Genomic DNA, 19,098 nt, shown 5'->3' on the forward strand with positions numbered 1-19,098 from the left:
AGCTTAATTAAACTTTCCCTAACCAGTAAGTAGTCTGTTTTAAGTTCGTGTTTTGTTTGAATAATGCCGGATCGATAGGGAAGTAAAAACCTTCTCTGTTAAACCTATCCGTAGTAAGCCAGTCAACCACCCTTCCATATTTTCTCGTTCTTAACAGGTCATAGAATAAATGTCCTTCCAGGTAAAGCTCTTTGCCACGTTCCTTGATGTATTCATTCATCACAAAATCAACACTTTGTCCGGCGGGAACTAAGATTGGGTTTGGACTATTCCTGGTTCTAAAACCATTGATAATGGTTATGGCGGTAGGGGCGTCACCTTTATATAAAGCGATCTCTGCTTTTAACAATTGCATATCGCTCAATCTGAAAACAATCATATTGTTGCTTAAATAGGCGTCTAATTTTTGGCCTGGATTGCGGTAAATTACATTTGCATATTTTACTGAAATTGGTTTAGCAGTACCTCTTAATGCAAAGCCTTCTTTGAAACGGATGTCTGTAGTATCTGTAACGAAGTAATCGGTAAAATACCTTGGCACCACAAAAAACCTTCCCTCACTTCCATACCCGTTGATGTACGTATTGTTTAAAAAACTGATTCCAATATTTGAATGAGAGCCTTCTAAAGTATTTTCGCTCATGTTGAATTCAAAGATTCCCTCGCTGGACCTGCCAATAAAGATGTCTTTGTATTTTCCCGCATCAGTAGGGGCCGTGATGGCGTTCCGGTACCCTCCTTTAGCAATTAGCGCATTGATTGTGGTGTCTGCGCTGTTTACGTCTGCCATAATAGGCGTGCTAGTTACAGTAGTCATGGTAGCTCTCCAAAGATAAAGGTGAGCTAGCAGTGCATAAACTGAACCGCGATTAGCGGTGACTTTTGCATCGCCCGAGTTACCGTATGACCAAGTCAACAACTCGTAAGCTTTATGGCAATCTTCCTCAATTTGTTTCATTACCTGCAATTTGGTGCTTTTTGGTAATTGTGGAGCAGTGATGGGATCATCATAAGCCTCGGTTACCAGCGGTGCATCCCCCCAGACCCTTACAATGGCAAAGTATGCTAATGCTCTTAGGAAGTAGGCTTGACCCAACATGTCCTTTTTAAACTGAGCAGGACTTTCTGCATCTTTTAATTGCTCCTCAGTCATTTTACTAATGTTCGCTAGCGCAATGTTAGACATTGCGATCGATTTATAGTAAAGGGTATAATTTGCAAGTGAATTTAGGTTATACTGGAATGTGAAATCACCGTTTTGTATACCTTCTAAACCGTCACCATTGTATTGGATGGTAAAGTAGTTTTTCGCGATAGCGTCTCCATACAGATAGTACCTGTTCTCTTTATCTGTAAATGCTTTTCTGAGTAATGCATAGTTGCCGGAAATGGCACTTTTGGCGTCAGAGGCAGTTTTCCAGAACACTTGCTGGTAAGTCGAGTTCTTAGGCTCTTGTGTAAGTAATTTTTTGCATGAACTAGCGCTTACCGCAACAATTGCCAGGCATACAATACTTAAGTTTTTAAATATGTTTTTCATCATTACTCTTATTAAAATTGAAGATTAAGACCTAGGGTGAATTTTTTTGGAATTGGATACCCGCTACCTTTGTATTCCCCGTAAGGGTTAACGGCTTCTGCATCTGGTAGTTTTTTAGATTGCTGGAACATGGCCAGATTATCTACTACGGCAAATGCCCTCACTTTTCCAAAGCCTAATTTTTTCAATATGTTTCCAGGAAGGTCATAGTTTAAACTAACGCTTTTGATTCGCAAATACCCGCCTTTTTCAAGGAAGAAAGTTTGTGCAGAAGTATAGTAGTACCTATAGGTGCCGATGTCGTATTTAGCGTAGTCTGCAACGTCACCCGGCTGTCTCCAAATATTGATTTTACTAAAATCAGGGGTAGAATAGCTCGCGAAGTTATAAATGGCATTTCCATCCTGAGAGTTTGCAAAACTATCCGACTCAAATAAATTTAGTATATCACGATCAAGTGTGAAAGTTGCAAAAACATTTAATGTCCAATTTTTATAGCTTATCGTATTCGTAAAGCCACCTGTCCATTTCGGATTCGGATCTCCAACAGGTATTTTGTCGGGATTAATACCATCGTTGAAAACATCGATCATATAATTGCCATCAAGATCTTCCAGGTAAAAATCTCCTGCGCCGTACTCACCCTGGCTGCTATATTTTGCGCCCGTTAGAGGATTTACAGGAACATCAGTCAGTCTTGAATATACACCTCTTGTCTTATACAGATAGAATGCATTGATCGGGCTTCCTACAGAAAGTATATGTGATTTATCAAATCTATCGCCATTGAAAACAAGGTCTCTGTTTCCGTTTGGCAAATTCATGATGGTATTTTTGTTGTAGGCAATGTTAAACGAAGTACTCCATCTTATCGCTTTTTCAATTGGAGTTGCCCTTAATGTAAGCTCATATCCCGCATTACGAATGCCCAGCGCATTTGTTGTAGCTAAGTCATATCCAGTTGTCACGGGAAGAAGTACATCAAATAGCTGATCGGATCCTTCTTTATTATAAGCTTCAAGCGATATTCCATATCTACCGTTTTTTAATTCTATATCTGCACCGATATTCCACTGTTTGTTTTTTGCCCAACTTAAACTGTTTTGAGCTGCCCCATTGACAAAGTTTGGTGTGATGGCTGTAACTCCATTATAAGAAGTTGCACCACCATTACCATTATAGCCTCCATTGTTTACATTGTAAAGGTTGTACTGTAAGTAATTTTGGTCTGCGTTAGGTAGGCTTCCTGAAAGTCCGATGCTGGCTCTCAATTTTAATAGCGAGATCGGACTGTTTTCTTTTTCTTTCATGAATTTTTCTTCAGAAAGTAACCAGCCTACTGATGCAGATGGGAAGTAACCCCATTTGTTGTTCTTTCCAAATTTAGATGAACCGTCTGTTCTTGCACTTACTGATAGTAAATATCTGCTGTCATAGTCATAGTTAGCTCTTGCATAGTAGGATACTAAGCCAAAAGCCTGATAACGGGAAAGAGCAAAGATTCTTGACTGTTGGTAGCCAGTAACAGTTTGAATGTTATCAGACGAGCCTCCATAACCTGCTGCTTCAGTGGTTTGAAATTGGGTATATTCTAAATCCTGACCTAGAACAAAACTTACGCTGTGTTTGCTAAATTGGTTGTTGTATGTCAAATAGTTGGATGTTCTTGGTGTTATAGATGCATCAGCATAACTAGAAGACGAATTACCAAAACCATTATTTAGCAGGCTTGTTGAGCTTCTGTCTCTTCTTGCAGTATTGTATTGTAAGGAAGATTGAGAATTGAAGATCAAGTTCTTTGTAAATTCATAAGTTAAATTCAGATTTATTGCAAGCTGATTACTGATGTTTTGGTCTAAGTTTCCACTTGTAGGATCAAGGTAAAAAGCTGCTTTTTCTGGAGACAAATTGATTAGGGAAGAAGGCATATTTCCTGCACCTAGTCTTATCGGATTATTAACATCATTAGGATCTCCATTTCCGCGATCTCTATTCGTTCTTGAGAAGTAGAACATTGGATTGATCATCAATTTCTGCTTCATTGCGCGAGTACTTAAGTTCAATCTTCCTGAGTATCTGCCAAATCCGGTTCCTTTAACAATACCTTCTTCATTATAGTATCCACCGCTGAAACGGTAAGTCATACCGTTCTCACTTCCGCCGCTTACACCCAAATCCACGTTGTTGATACGTCCTGATCTGTAGAAAATGTCCTGCCAGTCTGTATTTGCATTGTAGGCGGGGTTTAAACTATCAGTAAGGATTGCAGGCAGATTTTTCTGTTGGTCATAAGTCAGCTGTCTTTGCAAAATGTCTAGTTTTTGTCTTCTTTCTGCAGCACCAAGTGTAGCGTCCCTTAGGTTTGGGCGTTCAATTAATCCAGTGTAAGTATCTACAGTTATTCTTGGCTCACCACTTAAACCCTTTTTGGTGGTGATCATAATAACGCCATTTGCACCCCTTGATCCGTAGATTGCTGCTGCTGATGCGTCCTTGAGCACATCAATGGTTTCAATGTCAGCCGGATTTAAGCCAGCAAGATAGTTTGTTCCAGTGCCAGTTCCGGGACCTACAAATTCTTCTGAAGGTTGTGGAACACCATCAACCACGTATAAGGGAGAGTTGATAACATTGTATTCGTCGTATCCCCTGCTTATTTGAGAATTACCCCGAACTGATACAGTTGGCGCAGCACCTGGAGATCCGGTGAAATTCTGCACGTTTACCCCTGCAAGCCTACCTTGTAATAGCTGGTCGAAACTAGAGGTTGGCAAATTGGCCAATTCTTTAGCGGAAATACTAGAGATCGCTGCTGTTGATTTCTTTCTGCTGATGGTCTGATATCCAACCATCACCACTTCACTCAGCGTTTGATTGTCTTCCGCTAAATTGAAGAGTAGTGTAGTTTTTCCAACTGAAGGAAGCTCTTTGGTAACATAGCCAATCATTTTTGCTTCAACGATCGCATCCGACTTTGTAAGTTTTAACGCAAACTTTCCATCACTGTTTGTCATTGTTCCATTCTTGGTGCCCTTTTCCATAATTGTTACACCAGGAACAGGTTTTTTTGCCTCATCAAGTACGGTGCCTGTTAAGCTGCTCTGAGCATAGACTTGCCAAGGTATTAACAGGTAGAAAAAAATTCCAAATAAAGCTTTGGTCGTAATTTTAGTAAAATTTTGATTCATAAATTTAGTAGTTAGCTTAGTTAACAGAAGCCCAAAAGTATACTCAATATTTTACAAATAATAAGCGGATTTTAACACGTTATCTTAAATTTTACAGTATTTTTTGTTAAATTAAGGGTACTTAGTGTTATTTTTACACTTAGTTTAGATTTTAATCTCTGTATTGCGGTATTTAATAAAATTTAGTTAGTTATTTATTGCTAATTTATTTTTTAATTTAGTGTTTTTCAATTATTCTTATTTATATGTGTTAGTATTCATATATTTTACTGTATATTTTGTTTAATAGAATAAAATTATATTTCATTTATTGATTATAAATACATTTTAATTGAACAAATAGTGTATTATAACTTTTGTAGTTTGTATAAATAGCGGTTTTGTTTTATTTTATTGTTAAATTGATGTTAAAATAAACCATATTTACCCATATTTTAACATCAATTACTTTTTTTACCAGTTTTAATGTTAAAATTCGTGCATTTTTATACCAAACCTAATTGCATCATGAAAGTTTTACCATTTACACTATTAGTTCCAGATGAGAATAGCGTTGTTACTAAGCATATAAATCTGCCTGATTTTCTTCCTTATCTCCATAGGCACGATGAGTGTCAGATTACATTGGTTCAGGAATGTGAGGGGACGCTAATTGCCGGGAATAGTATGCATGATTTTCAAGCTGGGGATGTTTTTTTAATAGGCGCAAATGTCCCACATCTATTCAAAATTAATCCTAAATACTTTGTTTCAGACAATGGTGTACTTATAAGGGCAGTCTCCATCTTTTTCAATCCCGAAGGTTTGATTGGCTCTTTATTTAGCCTTCCTGAAATGAAGAACTCAAAATAATTTTTACAGCAAAATAAACATGGATTTAAAATAGCTGCAAAGGATACTAATCAACTCTCCGCCAAGCTACTTTCTCTCCACAATTCATCAGGAACTGACCTGATCTGCAAGTTTATAGACTTGCTAAACGATTTGAGGGAGATGAAGGATGTTGATCAGCTTTGTCCGGAGGTTTATTCATCTGATATTTCAGAAAGCGAAGGAGTTCGATTGGGTAAAATTCTTAGTTTTATTATGCAGAACTACAGTAATCAAATCACATTAGAAGAGGTTTCTGAAGTGGCCTACATGACGCCCCAAGCCTTTTGCAGGTACTTTAAGAAACATCAGGTCGGAACTTCATTTCATTTTTAAATGAAGTTAGGATCCATGAAGCTTGTAAAAGCCTGGTTGCAGGTAAGAAGGACGGTATTTCTGGAATAGCTTATAGTTCAGGTTTCAATAGCATCAATAATTTCAATCGTGTATTTAAGAGCCTGATGGGTAGTTCTCCAAAGGGTTACATCAACTCCTATAACAAGTTGAATAATGTGTCCTATATGAGGATGTAGTTAGAGTTGATAAATCATCGGGAAAAGTTTTTTATATTTACTTACTCTGAATTTATAAACGTAATCTTAGGTTAATACCAAGATGGGTTAGGGTTAATGTAGTAGTGATAATTAGCAGGGAGGTAATAGGGAGGTAACAGGGACCTAACAGGGAGGTAACAGGGACAAAATCCCTGCTAACTCCCTATTAACTCCTAATTAAATTCCAGTCAGCTATTTATTAGGTAAAAACTCTTATAAATCCTTACAGAACCCTTGCATATTGCACTTAGATTAGCAGAAAAGCCAAAGGATTTTCCAATTAACAAGCATTTATCATAATCTAGGCAATTACTGCGCCTGATGCCTACCAAGGCCAGGGCTGTTTAATTATTTCTAACATACAGGCAGTATATTCTATAATTATTGTTGTTAAGGATGTTCTTATAAAGATACGAACGATAGGGATGCTGACGTTATATTATAAACTTTTCTCAAAATTATATAAGATGTTTTTGGAAAGGAGTGCCGATCTTTACCACATCATAAAAACCAATCTACCATGAAAAAGCTAATTCTATTGGGTGCTTTTATTGCAACATTCTTTGTTCAAACTGTATTTGCACAACAGGACACTAATGCCAGAGCAAAAACAATATTGCCGTCTTATTACAGTCTTAAAGATGCCCTTGTAGCGGGTAATGCAGCGCTTGCATCAGCTAAAGCCGAAGAATTGACAAAGGCTTTGAACAGTGCCGACGATAAAATGATAACCAAGGTGAGCAAGGCCTCACTTCTTAAACAATCAGCAGGTATTGCTAAAAGTAAAGATCTTAAAGTGCAACGCGAGCAGTTTGCAGTTCTTTCAACAAATATGATAGCGCTTTTGCAAAAACAGCCAAACTTTCTGCAGAACCAGCTTATGTAATGTTTTGCCCAATGAAGAAAAGCAGCTGGTTGAGCAGCGAAAAAGCGGTTAAAAATCCGTATTTCGGAAGTGCCATGCTAGCTTGTGGTTCTGTTCAGGAAACGCTAAACAAGTAATTTATACGAAAGAGATTTGGCCTATTTTTTATTAAGGATAGGCCAACTTTCGTGTGTACAGGCTCATCATAAAATGACAATGGTTAGGCTGTGTATGGTTTTTTGCGTTTCATTACTAACCTTTAACCCTGTTCTTCTCTGCATCTGCACCGTTATTTTCATGTTTTGGCGGACTGGTAAAGGATTTGCCGAAGCGGTAACTAAAGGACAGAATTGCTGTTCTGGTATCTGATTTATTAACCCAGTTGGCTTCTGTTTGAGCCAGGTTTTTGATGATGCCAGTGCGTACATTGCTGTAGAAAAGATCATTCAAACTAAGTTTTATTGTAGACTTTGCAGATAGCTTTTTCTGTACGGCTGCATTGGCAGTCCAGATCTCTCCAAGAACAAACTGGGCAGTGATCATCCTGTTCCTGTAGTTGCCGCTCAATTCTCCATCCCATCCTTTGCCAAAAGTAATTCTTGCATTGGCGCTGGTATACGTGTAAGTACCACTTGTATTGAGTGTGCCGGTGTAAAATGCGCTTTTACTTGCAATATTGGTCAACTCGCTGTATACATTGATGTTTAGCCACTTAAAAGGATCCATATCCCCATTAAATGAAATGCTTTTTACAACTTGCCTGCCCAAGTTTGCGGGCCTGCTGTAATAGGTTCCATTGGTAATCTCTATGGTTTCATTAACGGCATCCTTATCTTTTGAATAGCTGGAGGTAAGGGTATATTTATTTTTAAAGGTGTAAGAAAGTTCTACTGATTGGATGTAGGATGGTTTTAAGAACGGATTACCCACGTAATAAGTAAATTTATCTAGTGGTGATAAGAAGGGGTTTAAGTCTTGATAATATGGCCGTTCTATTCTTCTTCCATAATTGAGGCCAATCTGATGTTTGCTTGCGGAATCTATCTTATAGAGCATATAAAATGTTGGGAAGATGCTGGTATAAGATTTCGAAAAGGTAGAATCGGGCTTCAGGATGTTACCCAATTGATGCCCATCAGATTGGGTATTCTCTGCCCTTAAGCCCAACTGCAATGAAAGCCGTTTCATTTCTTTGCTTAAATTAAGGTAGGCTGCACTGATCCGCTCCTGAAACAGGAAGTGATTGCTTTTATCGTAGTCTGGTTTGGTAACCTGGTTAACCGTGTTGGAATAGCCGGCCTTGTTATCTGTGGTGATATAACTTGTTTTAAGTCCTGATTCAAATTTCCAGGAATTGGCCAATGGTAAGGTATAGTCTGTTTTTATCGAGTATATATTGATCGTAGAGGGCAGATCGCCACTTAGGATATCTTCTGATTTTAGATCTCCGCCCGCAAAGTAGCTGTGGTTGTAATAGGTTTGATCGGTTTGGTTTTGATAGATCAGGTAATCTACATCGGCAGTAATGCCGTGCCCGGTGCTGTCAAATTGGTGCCTGTAGTTAAAGTTTATCCCCCCGTTGGTAAAGTTAATCTTGTCGACATTTTTTGCAGTGATAATAGAGTCCAGTTGTTTACTGGCGTTAAGCAGGTTGCTGGTATTGTTGTTGATCTGGGTAGATTTCCGCTTCATTCCGGTAAGAACTATGCCCCAGGTTGTCATTGGCGATTGGTAGTAATCTGCTCCGATCTTCCCGTTAAGGGTATTTCCATTGCGGTCGAAAAAGCTATTCTGGTTAAAGAAGGAGCGGGGACTACTATCCGCGTTTTTATAGGTCCTGTTGATGTCCAGATCAGTGAAGCTGTTGTTGTAATTATCACTCAGAATGCCATAATAGTTCATTTTTTTGTTGCGGATGTTGAAGTTTAGGCTATTTGGTAATCTTGTTCTTTTACCCTGATTGATGGCTAAGTTAAAGGCACCATTAAAGCCTTTAGCCGTTCCTTTCTTTGTGCGGATATTGATAACTCCTGCTCCGCCAGCGGCATCGTACCTTGCCGGTGGATTACTCATGATCTCAATTTGTTCTAAGGAAGAGGAGGGAAGTGATTTTAAATAGTTTTGGAGATCTTCAGTTGCTAGATACGTCGGCTTATCATCTATATAGATAAGTACGCCCTGTTTGCCTTTTAGGCTGATGCTACCATTTTGGTCTACCTGTACACCCGGTGATTTTTCAAGTACATCAAGTGCTGATGTACCAGCATTGGAAATAAGCGCATCTACATTAACCACCACACGGTCCATCTTTTTTATACTGAAAGCTTTTTTAGCAGTTACGCTTATCTCCTTGAGGCTTTTAGTGGTGTCTGCTTGTTTCTTTTTAATAGAATCTGCCTGCTGTGCGTAGGTTTTTGAAGGAAAAATAAGGGCACTGGCAAACAGCGCTGAAAAGATCAGGAGCGCAATAGATTTAAAATTCATGTTTGGGCTAATTACTGTGTTGAATCTGCGGGGATTTAGTCACTGCTTACCGATGTGGTAATGGTACCATTTCTGTTTTTTAAATATTTGTTTAAATATTTTTGATGAATATGCTCTGGTTGTTCAACCCCGTCTATGATCAGCGATTCGCCGTTCAACTTATATTTAAAGTTTTTCGTGTCTTTTAACAAGACTTCATTGCGTAGGTCTGTTGTCATGTCGGGTTTGGGAGTTGCAATGTCTACCTTCAAGTTGCTAAGGTTTATTGGTCCGACAGTTACTTTAGCTATTGGAGGTAAGGGTGGCACAGTTAGCGTCATCCGAGTTGGTGGAACCGGAGGCATATATGGGGTTCTTGGCGTTGCTGGTACAGAAGCAACTGAAGGTGCTGTTGGTTCCGCAGGAGCCGGATATTTGTCGGGATCTGCTGCATGCTTTGCTGCGGCTACAGCATATTTGTTTATATCGGCGGCATACCTTTTTGCATTTGTCTGGTATTTTGCCACATTTGCCTGATATTTTTTAACATCTGCCTCGTATTGTTTTATTTTAGCCTGGCTGGCTTGGGCGGCCGCCTCGTATTTCTTATTCTCTGCTTCATATTTTTTAGCGTCGGCATCGTAGTGTGCTGCTTTAGCTGCAGATCTGGCCGCATCAATTTCTGCTTTAACGGCATCAGAGTTTTTAGTGCCAATTACTTTTTGTGGGGTTTTAATATCACTATTGGCCATTTTGGCCTTTTGTTTAACTGATTTGTTTAACACAATCTTTTTAGCAATGGTCTTTTTGCTGGAGTCTTGTTTCGCTATTCTTTTACTTGTTTCGGGTATTTCAAGGTTTGGTTTTGCAATAAGATTTGCAGATGTTTTACCCTTGTTGATACTGCTGAAAGCTGCGGTTAATACTAAAGATGAAACCAAAACTACAGTAAGCAATACCTTTTCAACCCTGCTTAGAGAAGAATTACTATTGAATACCAATCTGCCAACGCGTTCTTTTAAAGAATTTTTTCTGCCGTTAATGGCCAGAGCATATGCTGGCTGATTAGCTTTAAATTCCTGGCAGGAAATAAGTGCCTTGATGTATTGTTGCTTATTCTCCGTACAAGAAAGGGCAAGGTCGTCACAGCAATTTTCACGTTCTTCTTTAATTAAGTTTGACAGCCACAATACGCCTGGGTTGAAGAAAAATATAATTTCTACCAGGCTTTGCAATAGATTTACCAGGTAGTCGTTGCGTTTTAGATGAGCCAACTCGTGACTTAAAATTGCTTCCACTTCTTTTAGTGATAAACCGTTTAACATGCCAAGCGGAACTAAGATTACCGGCTTAAAGTGACCCACTATCATAGGCACTTTGGCTAGTCCGGAATGAAGAATTTGGATATGTTTTGTAATACTAAGTTTAGTTGCCAGCTCTGTCACTTTATCTTCCCAAAAAGATCCTGCCCTGATTACGCTTGTTTTCTTTAAATAAGAAACAGTATGCAATCCTGCCAGGAGCTGAACACATTTGGCGCAAATGATTAGAAACCATATCAATACAATTTGATTCGAGTATTGGCTCCAAAAGCTGATCATACTTTTTAGTGTAACAAAGAAGGTGTTATCTGAAGATAGATCTGACGGTGAAATGCTAACCGCGTTATTTGCGGTAACCGTTGTAGTTTGATTCAGACCGGTGGTTGCTATAGATTCCTGACTGCTCAATTGTACGAAAAATACAGCAGCAATACTGATTACGAACAAGCATAGTGTAGCCGTGAGGAGGTTGTACCTTAAGGCTGCTGTGCTTTTCTTTGTTGCAACTATAATCAGTCCGGTTAGTAAAGTCACTACTAATCCCATCCATAAAGAATGCAGCAGTGTGGTGTAAATGGCGGTTTGAAATTCCATAATTGTGATCCGTTAATTATTTGAGTTTATTGATCCAGCTTTTTTAACAATTCTTTAATTGCATCCAGGTCTTCCTTAGAGGTTTCTGTATTGCCTAAAACCTGCATCACCAGGTTAGAGGCGGAGCCTTTATATAAGGTATTGACAAAGCGGTTTAGTAACTGGTCTTTAGTTTTTTGTTCTGCTTCAACTGGGATATAGATGTGTTTCATCTGACTTTCATCGCGTTTAAGGATGCCCTTATCTGCCATGATCTGCATCTGTTTTAATGTGGAAGTGTAGTTTACATCCCTTTGCTCATTAAGCTTATCGTTTACCAAACGAACAGTAGATGGGCCGAATTCCCATAATACTTGTAAAATTTCCAGCTCTGCGCGGGTAGGTTCAGGTATAGGATTAAAGGGCTGATTCTGTTTCATATAACAAAGGTAGGATAAATTTCGTACGAAACAAGTATTATTATTATTTTTTATAAATATTAGCACTAATATGCTCTACAAGACTTTTTGGAAGCAAGGTAGCGCATGCTGCGGAGAGCTTATTGATAAAGCCCGGTATAACTTCAGCCTTCTTATTGAACATTCCATTCAATCCGATTTTTGCAACTGTTGTAGCAGTCATGTTAAATTTATCGGCCAGTTGGGCTACCATTTCTAGTCCAGCGCGGTCGGCGAAGCCAGTATCGGTTGGCCCAGGGGAGAGACACGTTACAGCTATCTTGCTATCTTTTAACTCATATCTAAGCGCCCGGGTAAAGGAAAGAAGAAAAGATTTAGTGGCGGCATATATTGCCATGCCTGGCATAGCCTGGTAAGATGCGGTACTGCAAACGTTTAATATATAAGCTTGGTTTTGTTGCCGTAATTGTGGCAATAGGAGGTGGGTAAGCTCAACTACAGCATTTACATTCAGTCTGATCATCTCCAGCTGATCATCCATTTTTAAATTCTCAAATTGGCCAACGATGCCAAAGCCTGCATTGTTGATTAATATATAGAGGTTGGAGGTTCTTTCTATGCACCATTCTGCTATCCGATAGGATGATCCGGGTACAGAAAGGTCTGCCGACAGGTAATAGACTTTAACCCGATGTTGTGCTTGAATCAATTGTGCGAGGGCCGAAAGTTCGGCTTCTGAACGTGCCACTAATAGTAAATGGTATCCGCGTTCTGCTAGTTGAATAGCCAGTTCTCTTCCAATTCCTTTACTCGAGCCAGTAACTAAAGCGTATCTATCCATGTTCTGTCAAACAGATAATTGCGAAATATTATTTATGCTTTTAGCCAATGGTATAAAGATGAAAAAGCTGGACCCTGTTCCAGCCTTGCTCTCAAAATCTATTCGGCCTCCCTGGCGTTCTATAAATTCCTTGCAAAGTACTAGGCCCAATCCAACACCGCGCTCATTGTTTGTGCCAAATGTAGGTTCTGCTTTCATGGAAAAAATCTTTTCCTGGTCATTCAGACTAATGCCTTTGCCATTATCTCTAATGGTTATTTTACATTCCCCATCTAATGTTTCGGCATCAACATCAATCATACCTCCATGATCGGTAAATTTTATAGCATTGCTAATTAGGTTACGTATCACAAGTTGTAACATATCTGCATCTGCGATAACCCTAAAATAAGAAGGGATGTTGTAATAGAGATTGATATCTTTTCTTATAGCATGGTTTCTCTCCATTTCTAAGGTACTCGAGAGGACGGGCAATAAGTCAAGTTCTATTAGGGTTACGGAAGATCCCTCCATTTGCGATTTTGACCAATTTAATAGATTTGAGAGCATATCTGCAGCATTATTGGTAGATTTTAGCAGCTCGTTTTCCAACATTGGTCTTTCATCACTATCAACTTCTTGCTCATGAAGCAACTCCAGGTAATTTTGTATGTTCATTAAAGGTGTGCGCAAGTCGTGCGAGATGATGGACATTAATTTATTTTTTTCGATGTTGCTCTGCTCAAGCTGTGCCTTCTGTAATAAAATTTGCTGATTGCTGATTTCAACCGCAAGTGTCTTTTCTTCAGCGGCTTTTTTCTCTATGTCGTAACTGCGCCTGATGAATTTAATGATGATATAAATTGCAATTACAGGAATAGGGAATGCTGTAACGCGGTCTATAAACTGCCCCTGACCAGCAGTAAAAAGATGTTTTACCAGAAAGGGGAATTGATATTCAATAACATGTAGGGCTAGAAAACATATCATATAGACAAGCAACCACTTGAGGTGCTGATTATAGGGAGATATGGCGAAAACCAGTAAGAGGTAAGCTGGCCATATCAAGTCAGTTGAACCGCTAATGCCAGAATTGGTAAAATAATTAATGCTAAAAATAAATATACCTATCAAGCCAAATAGTGTACTGCTGTGTTGCCTTCTATGATATCTTGAATAATAATATTGATGGGTAAAAAACAAGGCAATTATCAATGCAGAGGCCGAGCCTACATATAGTCCTGCATAAAGGTTATATGGAACATAAAAGCAGTTCAGGACAATTAAACATAAACTTATAGAATGGAAAATGCGGCTTTCTAAAGCAAAGTTGGACGAGTCTCCAATTAGCTGGTTCCAGGACGTACTCTTACCTTTTAAAGAATGGAAGGTAATTGTGCTGAAGTAGAATTTTGGCATGAATAGATATATTCGCTCAGAATCTCAAATTTAGCAGAATAATTGAATTTATCAACTAAGAATTTGTTAATGAAATCTCTAGCATTCGTTGGTTTGTCTTATATTAGGACATGAAACAATCCTTAAAACTGCCGCTTTTGGCAATGATGGCGATTTTCAGCGCCTGCAACAATACTGAAAAGCAATCGGACGCTGTAACTGATACCCTTTCATCTGCCAACCCCTTTCTTAATGAAAGTAAATTGCCATACCAGGTGCCTGATTTTACTAAAATCAAGAATGATGATTTTAAACCGGCTTTTGAAGAGGGGATGAAAATCCACCTACAGGAGATTGAAAAAATTGCCGCAAACCCTGAAGTTGCTACTTTTGAAAATACATTAGTGGCAATGGAACGTTCCGGTGAATTGTTGACCAGGGTTAATAATGTATTTAACTTGTTAACCGGCGCAAATACCAACGATACACTACAAAAGCTCCAAGAGGATATAGCGCCCAAACTGGCCGCTCATCAGGATGCAATTTCGTTAAACGCCAATCTTTTTAAGCGCATTGAAAGCATCTATAATAGCAGAACAACATTAAAGCTTGATGCTGAGTCGGCAAGATTGGTTGAATACCAATACCAAACATTTGTGCTTGCAGGCGCAAAATTATCTGAAGATAATAAAAGCAGCCTTAAGAAGCTCAACGAGCAGGAAGCATCATTGAGTGCAAAATTCTCTAACCAATTGCTTGCCGCCGCCAAAGCAGGAGCAGTAGTAGTTAGCGATAAAGCGAAATTAGCGGGCTTATCTGATGGAGAGCTTAGTGCAGCTGCACAAAGAGCCAAAGAAAATAAAATGGATGGCAAATGGTTGCTGCCATTACAAAATACAACTACGCAGCCTGCATTGCAATCGCTATCAGACAGAAGTACCCGTAAGCAACTTTTCGATGCCTCATGGAACCGTACCGAGAAGAGTGATGCCAATGATACCCGTAAGATCATTGTAGAGATCGCAAGGATAAGGGCCCAAAAAGCAAAGCTAATGGGCTTTAGGGATTACGCAACTTGGAAACTGCAAGACCAGATGGCTAAAACGCCTGAAGCAGTGGAGACCTTTTTTGCAAAACTGGTGCCGTCTGCTACGGCTAAAGCCAGGGAGGAAGCTGCAGATATCCAAACGGTGATAGATCGTGAAAAAGGTGGCTTTAAGGTGGAAGCGTACGACTGGGATTATTATGCTGAAAAAGTGCGTAAGGAAAAGTACGATTTAGACGAGAGCCAGGTTAAGCCTTATTTTGAGCTCAATAATGTACTCGAAAACGGTGTATTCTATGCTGCTACACAACTTTATGGCATTACTTTTAAGCCACGTACTGATTTGCCTGTTTACCAAAAAGACGTTAAAGTATATGAACTTTTTGAAAAAGATGGCACCTCAATTGGCATTTTTTACTGCGATTACTTTAAGCGCGATAACAAAAGCGGTGGTGCCTGGATGAGCAATATTGTCGGACAATCTAAATTGTTAGGGACTAAACCAGTAATTTATAACGTCTGCAATTTTACCAAGCCAGCTGAAGGTCAGCCTGCGTTGATAAGCTTTGACGACGTTACCACTATGTTCCATGAATTTGGACATGCGCTGCATGGTTTTTTTGCCAGTCAGCAATATCCAAGCTTATCAGGCACTAACGTTGCCCGTGATTTTGTAGAGTTTCCATCACAATTCAATGAGCACTGGGCAGTAGATCCTTTGGTCTTTAAAAATTATGCAAAGCACTACAAGACAGGCGAATTGATGCCTCAGGCTTTGGTGGATAAGATTAAAAAAGCAGCAACATTTAACCAGGGTTATGCGCTTACAGAAGTACTGGCTGCTGCAGCATTAGATATGCAATGGCATAAACTAACGAGTATTGATCCTTTACAAGATGCAGATGCATTCGAAACTGCAGCATTAGAAAAGACTAAACTGAGTCTTTCCTATGTTCCTCCACGCTACCGCTCCAGCTATTTTCTGCACATCTGGGGAAATGGATATGCTGCTGGATATTATGCTTATTTGTGGACTGAAATGCTGGATAATGATGCTTTTTCCTGGTTTGAAGAAAATGGCGGGTTAAGTAGTGCTAACGGTCAGCGGTTCCGTGATATGATCCTTTCCAAAGGCAATACTGAGGATTATGGTAAAATGTTTAAAGCATTTAGAGGTCATGATCCAAACATTGCACCAATGCAAAGAAACAGGGGATTGCCTGTGAAATAATTAATGAGCAAAACAGAATTCGATGCCATAGTGGTAGGCTCCGGCCCGAACGGACTTGCTGCTGCAATAACTTTGCAGCAGCAAGGACTTTCTGTATTGCTAATAGAAGGTAAAGATGAAATTGGAGGAGGTTTACGGTCTGCAGAATTAACGTTGCCAGGCTTTTTGCACGATGTATGTTCTGCGATACATCCGCTGGCTATTGGGTCTCCATTTTTTGATACCCTTCCGCTGGCGCAACATGGACTAAATTATCTTTTTCCTGATATAGCTGCTGCACACCCCTTTGATGATGGTACTGCAGCACTATTAACGCATTCTATTAAGGAAACTGCTAGCCTGCTTGGTGAAGATGAAAAAACGTACCTAAGCATATTTGAGCAGCTGGCAAATGATTGGCCAAGCATAGCACCTGATGTGTTGGGTCCGCTTACTTTTCCTAAGTATCCTATCGCAATGGCGAGGTTTGGTCTCAAGGCATTAACTTCTGCCTCCTATTTTGCTAAGAGATTTAAAACCAAACACGCCAAAGGTTTATGGGCCGGCATGGCCGCGCATGCGATACAACCACTAAGCAACCTGAGTACCTCGGCAATCGGACTTGTGCTAATGAATGCAGCTCACCTAAAAGGTTGGCCTATTCCTCAGGGTGGCTCAAAGCAGATTGCCAATGCACTGGCATCATACTTCTTGTCTCTTGGAGGGAAAATTGAAACAGGACACTTTGTTAAGTCGCTGGATGAATTGCCTTCGGCAAAAACAGTTTTGTTTGATGTTACGCCAAAGCAACTGCTACAAATAGCGGGACATAAGTTCTCTTCCATATACAAATGGCAGTTGGAGAAATACCGGTATGGCATGGGCGTTTTTAAGGTAGACTGGGCGCTTAGTGCACAGATCCCTTTTACGGCTCAGGCCGCACAGCGTGCCGGAACTGTACATATTGGAAACACATTGGAGGAGATTGCTGATTCAGAACAGCTGATATGGAACAAACAGCACTCAGAAAAACCTTTTGTATTGCTGGCCCAGCAGAGCATTTTTGACAACAGCAGGGCACCAGAAGGCAAGCATACCGCATGGGCTTATTGTCATGTGCCTAGTGGTTCTGTAAAAGACATGACCAACATAATAGAGCGTCAGGTAGAGCGGTTCGCGCCAGGTTTCAGAGATCTGATACTGGCAAAGCATACCATGAATACGGCTCAGGTAGAGGATTACAATCCCAATTATATTGGCGGCGACATCAATGGTGGGGTAATTGACCTTGGTCAACTTTTTACAAGACCCGCATTGCGAAGCTCGCCATATCGAACTTCTGCAAAAGGATTATACATCTGCTCTTCATCAACACCTCCTGGCGGAGGGGTACATGGTATGTGTGGTTACCATGCGGCCAAAAGAGCACTTAAAGATATCTTTTCTATAAATAGCTAAACAAGGATATTAAAAGGCCTGGATATGCTACAATGTATATATCCAGGCTTTATTAATTTTTACTGTCGAATGCAATTACGCTTGATATGCCTGAGCAAATTCTTTAGCGAAATCTTGTAGTTTAATATGCCCAAGTGTTGTAGGCTTATTGTCAAAATAATGGGTATATAATTTCTGGCTCCTTACTGCATCTCCCATCTCTACATAACTTTTAGCCATAGGTTCAGGCAGGCCGGCTTGTGTCATTCCCAGCAATGCATCTGCATAACTAAACTCTACCCATGGTAGCTCAGGTTTGCCAATAGCTGCACCCAGTACCTTTGCTACTTCTCCGGCAGTTGTCTCATCACTGGCAACGTAACGTAAGCTATGTCCGCTAAAGCCATTTTTCAATTCTTCTGCTGCCGCAGCGGCGATGTCAATCGGATGAACAAGTACAAAAGGGGTCTCTGCACCATAATTAGATCCAATAATGTTAGCATGTTTTATCATGTCTATATTACCCAAAAAGTTAACATAAAAATATCCTGGGCGTAAATTCTTAATAGCTACACCATCCAATTTGCTATAGGTTTGCTCCACATCATACAGACCAGAAATAGGCCCGGTACCACCATCTAAATGTGCGCCTATGCTACTCAGGTTAACTACCTGCTTAACGCCCGAAGCTTTGATTGCGGCTGCATACTTTTTGCCTACACCAGAGATAAATGCCCTTACATCTGTAGCACCATAATTTGGAGGAACCATAGTATAAACAGCATCTTTACCTGAAAATGCTGCGGTTAAAAAATCCAAGTCTTCTACAGAGCCTATCGCTGCTGTTGCTCCCAACTCTTCAATGGCTGCTTTTTTACCTTCATCGCTGCTAATTATTGTTATTTCATGTCCAGCTTTAATTAAAGTTTCTGCTAAAGGTTTGCTGATATTTCCTAGTGATCCTGTGATGGTAACTTTCATAATTTTTATTTTTAATTGATGATAGACAAAGGTATATTTGTACTTACTTTTATACAAGTACTTACCCCAAAGTATGTAACATGACAGCGATTAAACAGAGCTCTACACGTAATTTTAATAAAGAAGGTGTAATAAATGCCTGCCCGGTAACTTATGTAATGAATAAGATTGGTTCGCATTGGAAACCTATTATTATTTTTCAGTTGCTGAGTGGGCCGAAGCGCTACAGTGAATTAAGGAGGGCAATTCCTGAAATTACAGAAAAAATGTTAATCCAGCATTTAAAACAACTACAAGAAGATAACATTGTTAACAGAATGTCTAATACGGTAGTCATTGGGCCAGTCATTACGGCGATACCGGGCCAACTAAAACGGGAATCACTGGGCCAAGAAGATTAGCCGATAATACGG

15 protein-coding genes are annotated in these 19,098 nt (G+C 39.7%); 7 read left to right on the forward strand and 8 right to left on the reverse strand.

The window, feature by feature from the left end; translation table 11 throughout:
* Positions 1 to 7: 7 nt before the first annotated feature.
* Both ACVWYN_RS16730 and ACVWYN_RS16735 read right to left on the reverse strand, forming a co-directional pair.
* Complete coding sequence (locus ACVWYN_RS16730; RefSeq protein ID WP_457290028.1) at positions 8 to 1,543, reverse strand: RagB/SusD family nutrient uptake outer membrane protein; 1,536 nt, start codon at positions 1,541 to 1,543, stop codon at positions 8 to 10.
* Between the two features lie 8 nt (positions 1,544 to 1,551).
* Positions 1,552 to 4,728 (reverse strand): SusC/RagA family TonB-linked outer membrane protein, encoded by a 3,177-nt coding sequence (locus tag ACVWYN_RS16735; RefSeq protein WP_457290029.1) that lies wholly within the window; start codon positions 4,726 to 4,728, stop codon positions 1,552 to 1,554.
* Between the two features lie 507 nt (positions 4,729 to 5,235).
* Between ACVWYN_RS16735 and ACVWYN_RS16740 the strand changes: the two genes are divergently transcribed.
* From ACVWYN_RS16740 to ACVWYN_RS16755, 4 genes are all read left to right on the forward strand, one after another.
* On the forward strand, positions 5,236 to 5,580 hold the full coding sequence (locus ACVWYN_RS16740; protein ID WP_457290030.1) for a cupin domain-containing protein: 345 nt from the start codon (positions 5,236 to 5,238) through the stop codon (positions 5,578 to 5,580).
* A 120-nt stretch (positions 5,581 to 5,700) separates the two neighbouring features.
* Complete coding sequence (locus ACVWYN_RS16745) at positions 5,701 to 5,934, forward strand: hypothetical protein (protein WP_457290031.1); 234 nt, start codon at positions 5,701 to 5,703, stop codon at positions 5,932 to 5,934.
* Positions 5,935 to 5,966: 32 nt separating this feature from the next.
* Entirely contained in the window at positions 5,967 to 6,131 is a 165-nt protein-coding gene (locus ACVWYN_RS16750; protein WP_457290042.1) for a helix-turn-helix domain-containing protein, read from the forward strand.
* 541 nt (positions 6,132 to 6,672) lie between these two features.
* Positions 6,673 to 7,038 (forward strand): DUF3347 domain-containing protein, encoded by a 366-nt coding sequence (locus ACVWYN_RS16755; protein ID WP_457290032.1) that lies wholly within the window; start codon positions 6,673 to 6,675, stop codon positions 7,036 to 7,038.
* Positions 7,039 to 7,269: 231 nt separating this feature from the next.
* Here the strand turns inward: ACVWYN_RS16755 and ACVWYN_RS16760 are convergent, their stop codons facing one another.
* The 5 genes from ACVWYN_RS16760 to ACVWYN_RS16780 are packed head-to-tail and all read right to left on the reverse strand — an operon-like array spanning position 7,270 to position 14,033.
* Positions 7,270 to 9,501, reverse strand: coding sequence for an outer membrane beta-barrel protein (locus ACVWYN_RS16760; RefSeq protein ID WP_457290033.1), 2,232 nt, complete (start codon positions 9,499 to 9,501; stop codon positions 7,270 to 7,272).
* 35 nt (positions 9,502 to 9,536) lie between these two features.
* Complete coding sequence (locus ACVWYN_RS16765; RefSeq protein ID WP_457290034.1) at positions 9,537 to 11,396, reverse strand: M56 family metallopeptidase; 1,860 nt, start codon at positions 11,394 to 11,396, stop codon at positions 9,537 to 9,539.
* A 26-nt stretch (positions 11,397 to 11,422) separates the two neighbouring features.
* On the reverse strand, positions 11,423 to 11,815 hold the full coding sequence (locus ACVWYN_RS16770) for a BlaI/MecI/CopY family transcriptional regulator (RefSeq protein ID WP_457290035.1): 393 nt from the start codon (positions 11,813 to 11,815) through the stop codon (positions 11,423 to 11,425).
* Between the two features lie 43 nt (positions 11,816 to 11,858).
* Complete coding sequence (locus ACVWYN_RS16775) at positions 11,859 to 12,635, reverse strand: SDR family NAD(P)-dependent oxidoreductase (RefSeq protein WP_457290036.1); 777 nt, start codon at positions 12,633 to 12,635, stop codon at positions 11,859 to 11,861.
* 6 nt (positions 12,636 to 12,641) lie between these two features.
* Positions 12,642 to 14,033, reverse strand: coding sequence for a sensor histidine kinase (locus ACVWYN_RS16780; RefSeq protein WP_457290037.1), 1,392 nt, complete (start codon positions 14,031 to 14,033; stop codon positions 12,642 to 12,644).
* A 110-nt stretch (positions 14,034 to 14,143) separates the two neighbouring features.
* On the opposite strand from ACVWYN_RS16780, the gene dcp reads away from it, so the two are divergent.
* Positions 14,144 to 16,288 (forward strand): peptidyl-dipeptidase Dcp, encoded by a 2,145-nt coding sequence (dcp, locus tag ACVWYN_RS16785; RefSeq protein WP_457290038.1) that lies wholly within the window; start codon positions 14,144 to 14,146, stop codon positions 16,286 to 16,288.
* Positions 16,289 to 16,291: 3 nt separating this feature from the next.
* Positions 16,292 to 17,725: a phytoene desaturase family protein gene (locus tag ACVWYN_RS16790; RefSeq protein WP_457290039.1), complete on the forward strand. Its 1,434-nt coding sequence runs from the start codon at positions 16,292 to 16,294 to the stop codon at positions 17,723 to 17,725.
* Between the two features lie 75 nt (positions 17,726 to 17,800).
* Here the strand turns inward: ACVWYN_RS16790 and ACVWYN_RS16795 are convergent, their stop codons facing one another.
* Positions 17,801 to 18,685 (reverse strand): NAD(P)H-binding protein, encoded by an 885-nt coding sequence (locus tag ACVWYN_RS16795; protein ID WP_457290040.1) that lies wholly within the window; start codon positions 18,683 to 18,685, stop codon positions 17,801 to 17,803.
* 80 nt (positions 18,686 to 18,765) lie between these two features.
* Here ACVWYN_RS16795 and ACVWYN_RS16800 point away from each other — a divergent pair, with 80 nt between their 5' ends.
* The gene (locus tag ACVWYN_RS16800) at positions 18,766 to 19,086 is read left to right on the forward strand and encodes a winged helix-turn-helix transcriptional regulator (protein ID WP_457290041.1); all 321 of its coding nucleotides are present in this window, start codon (positions 18,766 to 18,768) and stop codon (positions 19,084 to 19,086) included.
* The last annotated feature ends 12 nt before the right edge of the window (positions 19,087 to 19,098 follow it).

It is taken from the genome of Pedobacter sp. UYP24, assembly GCF_054057295.1.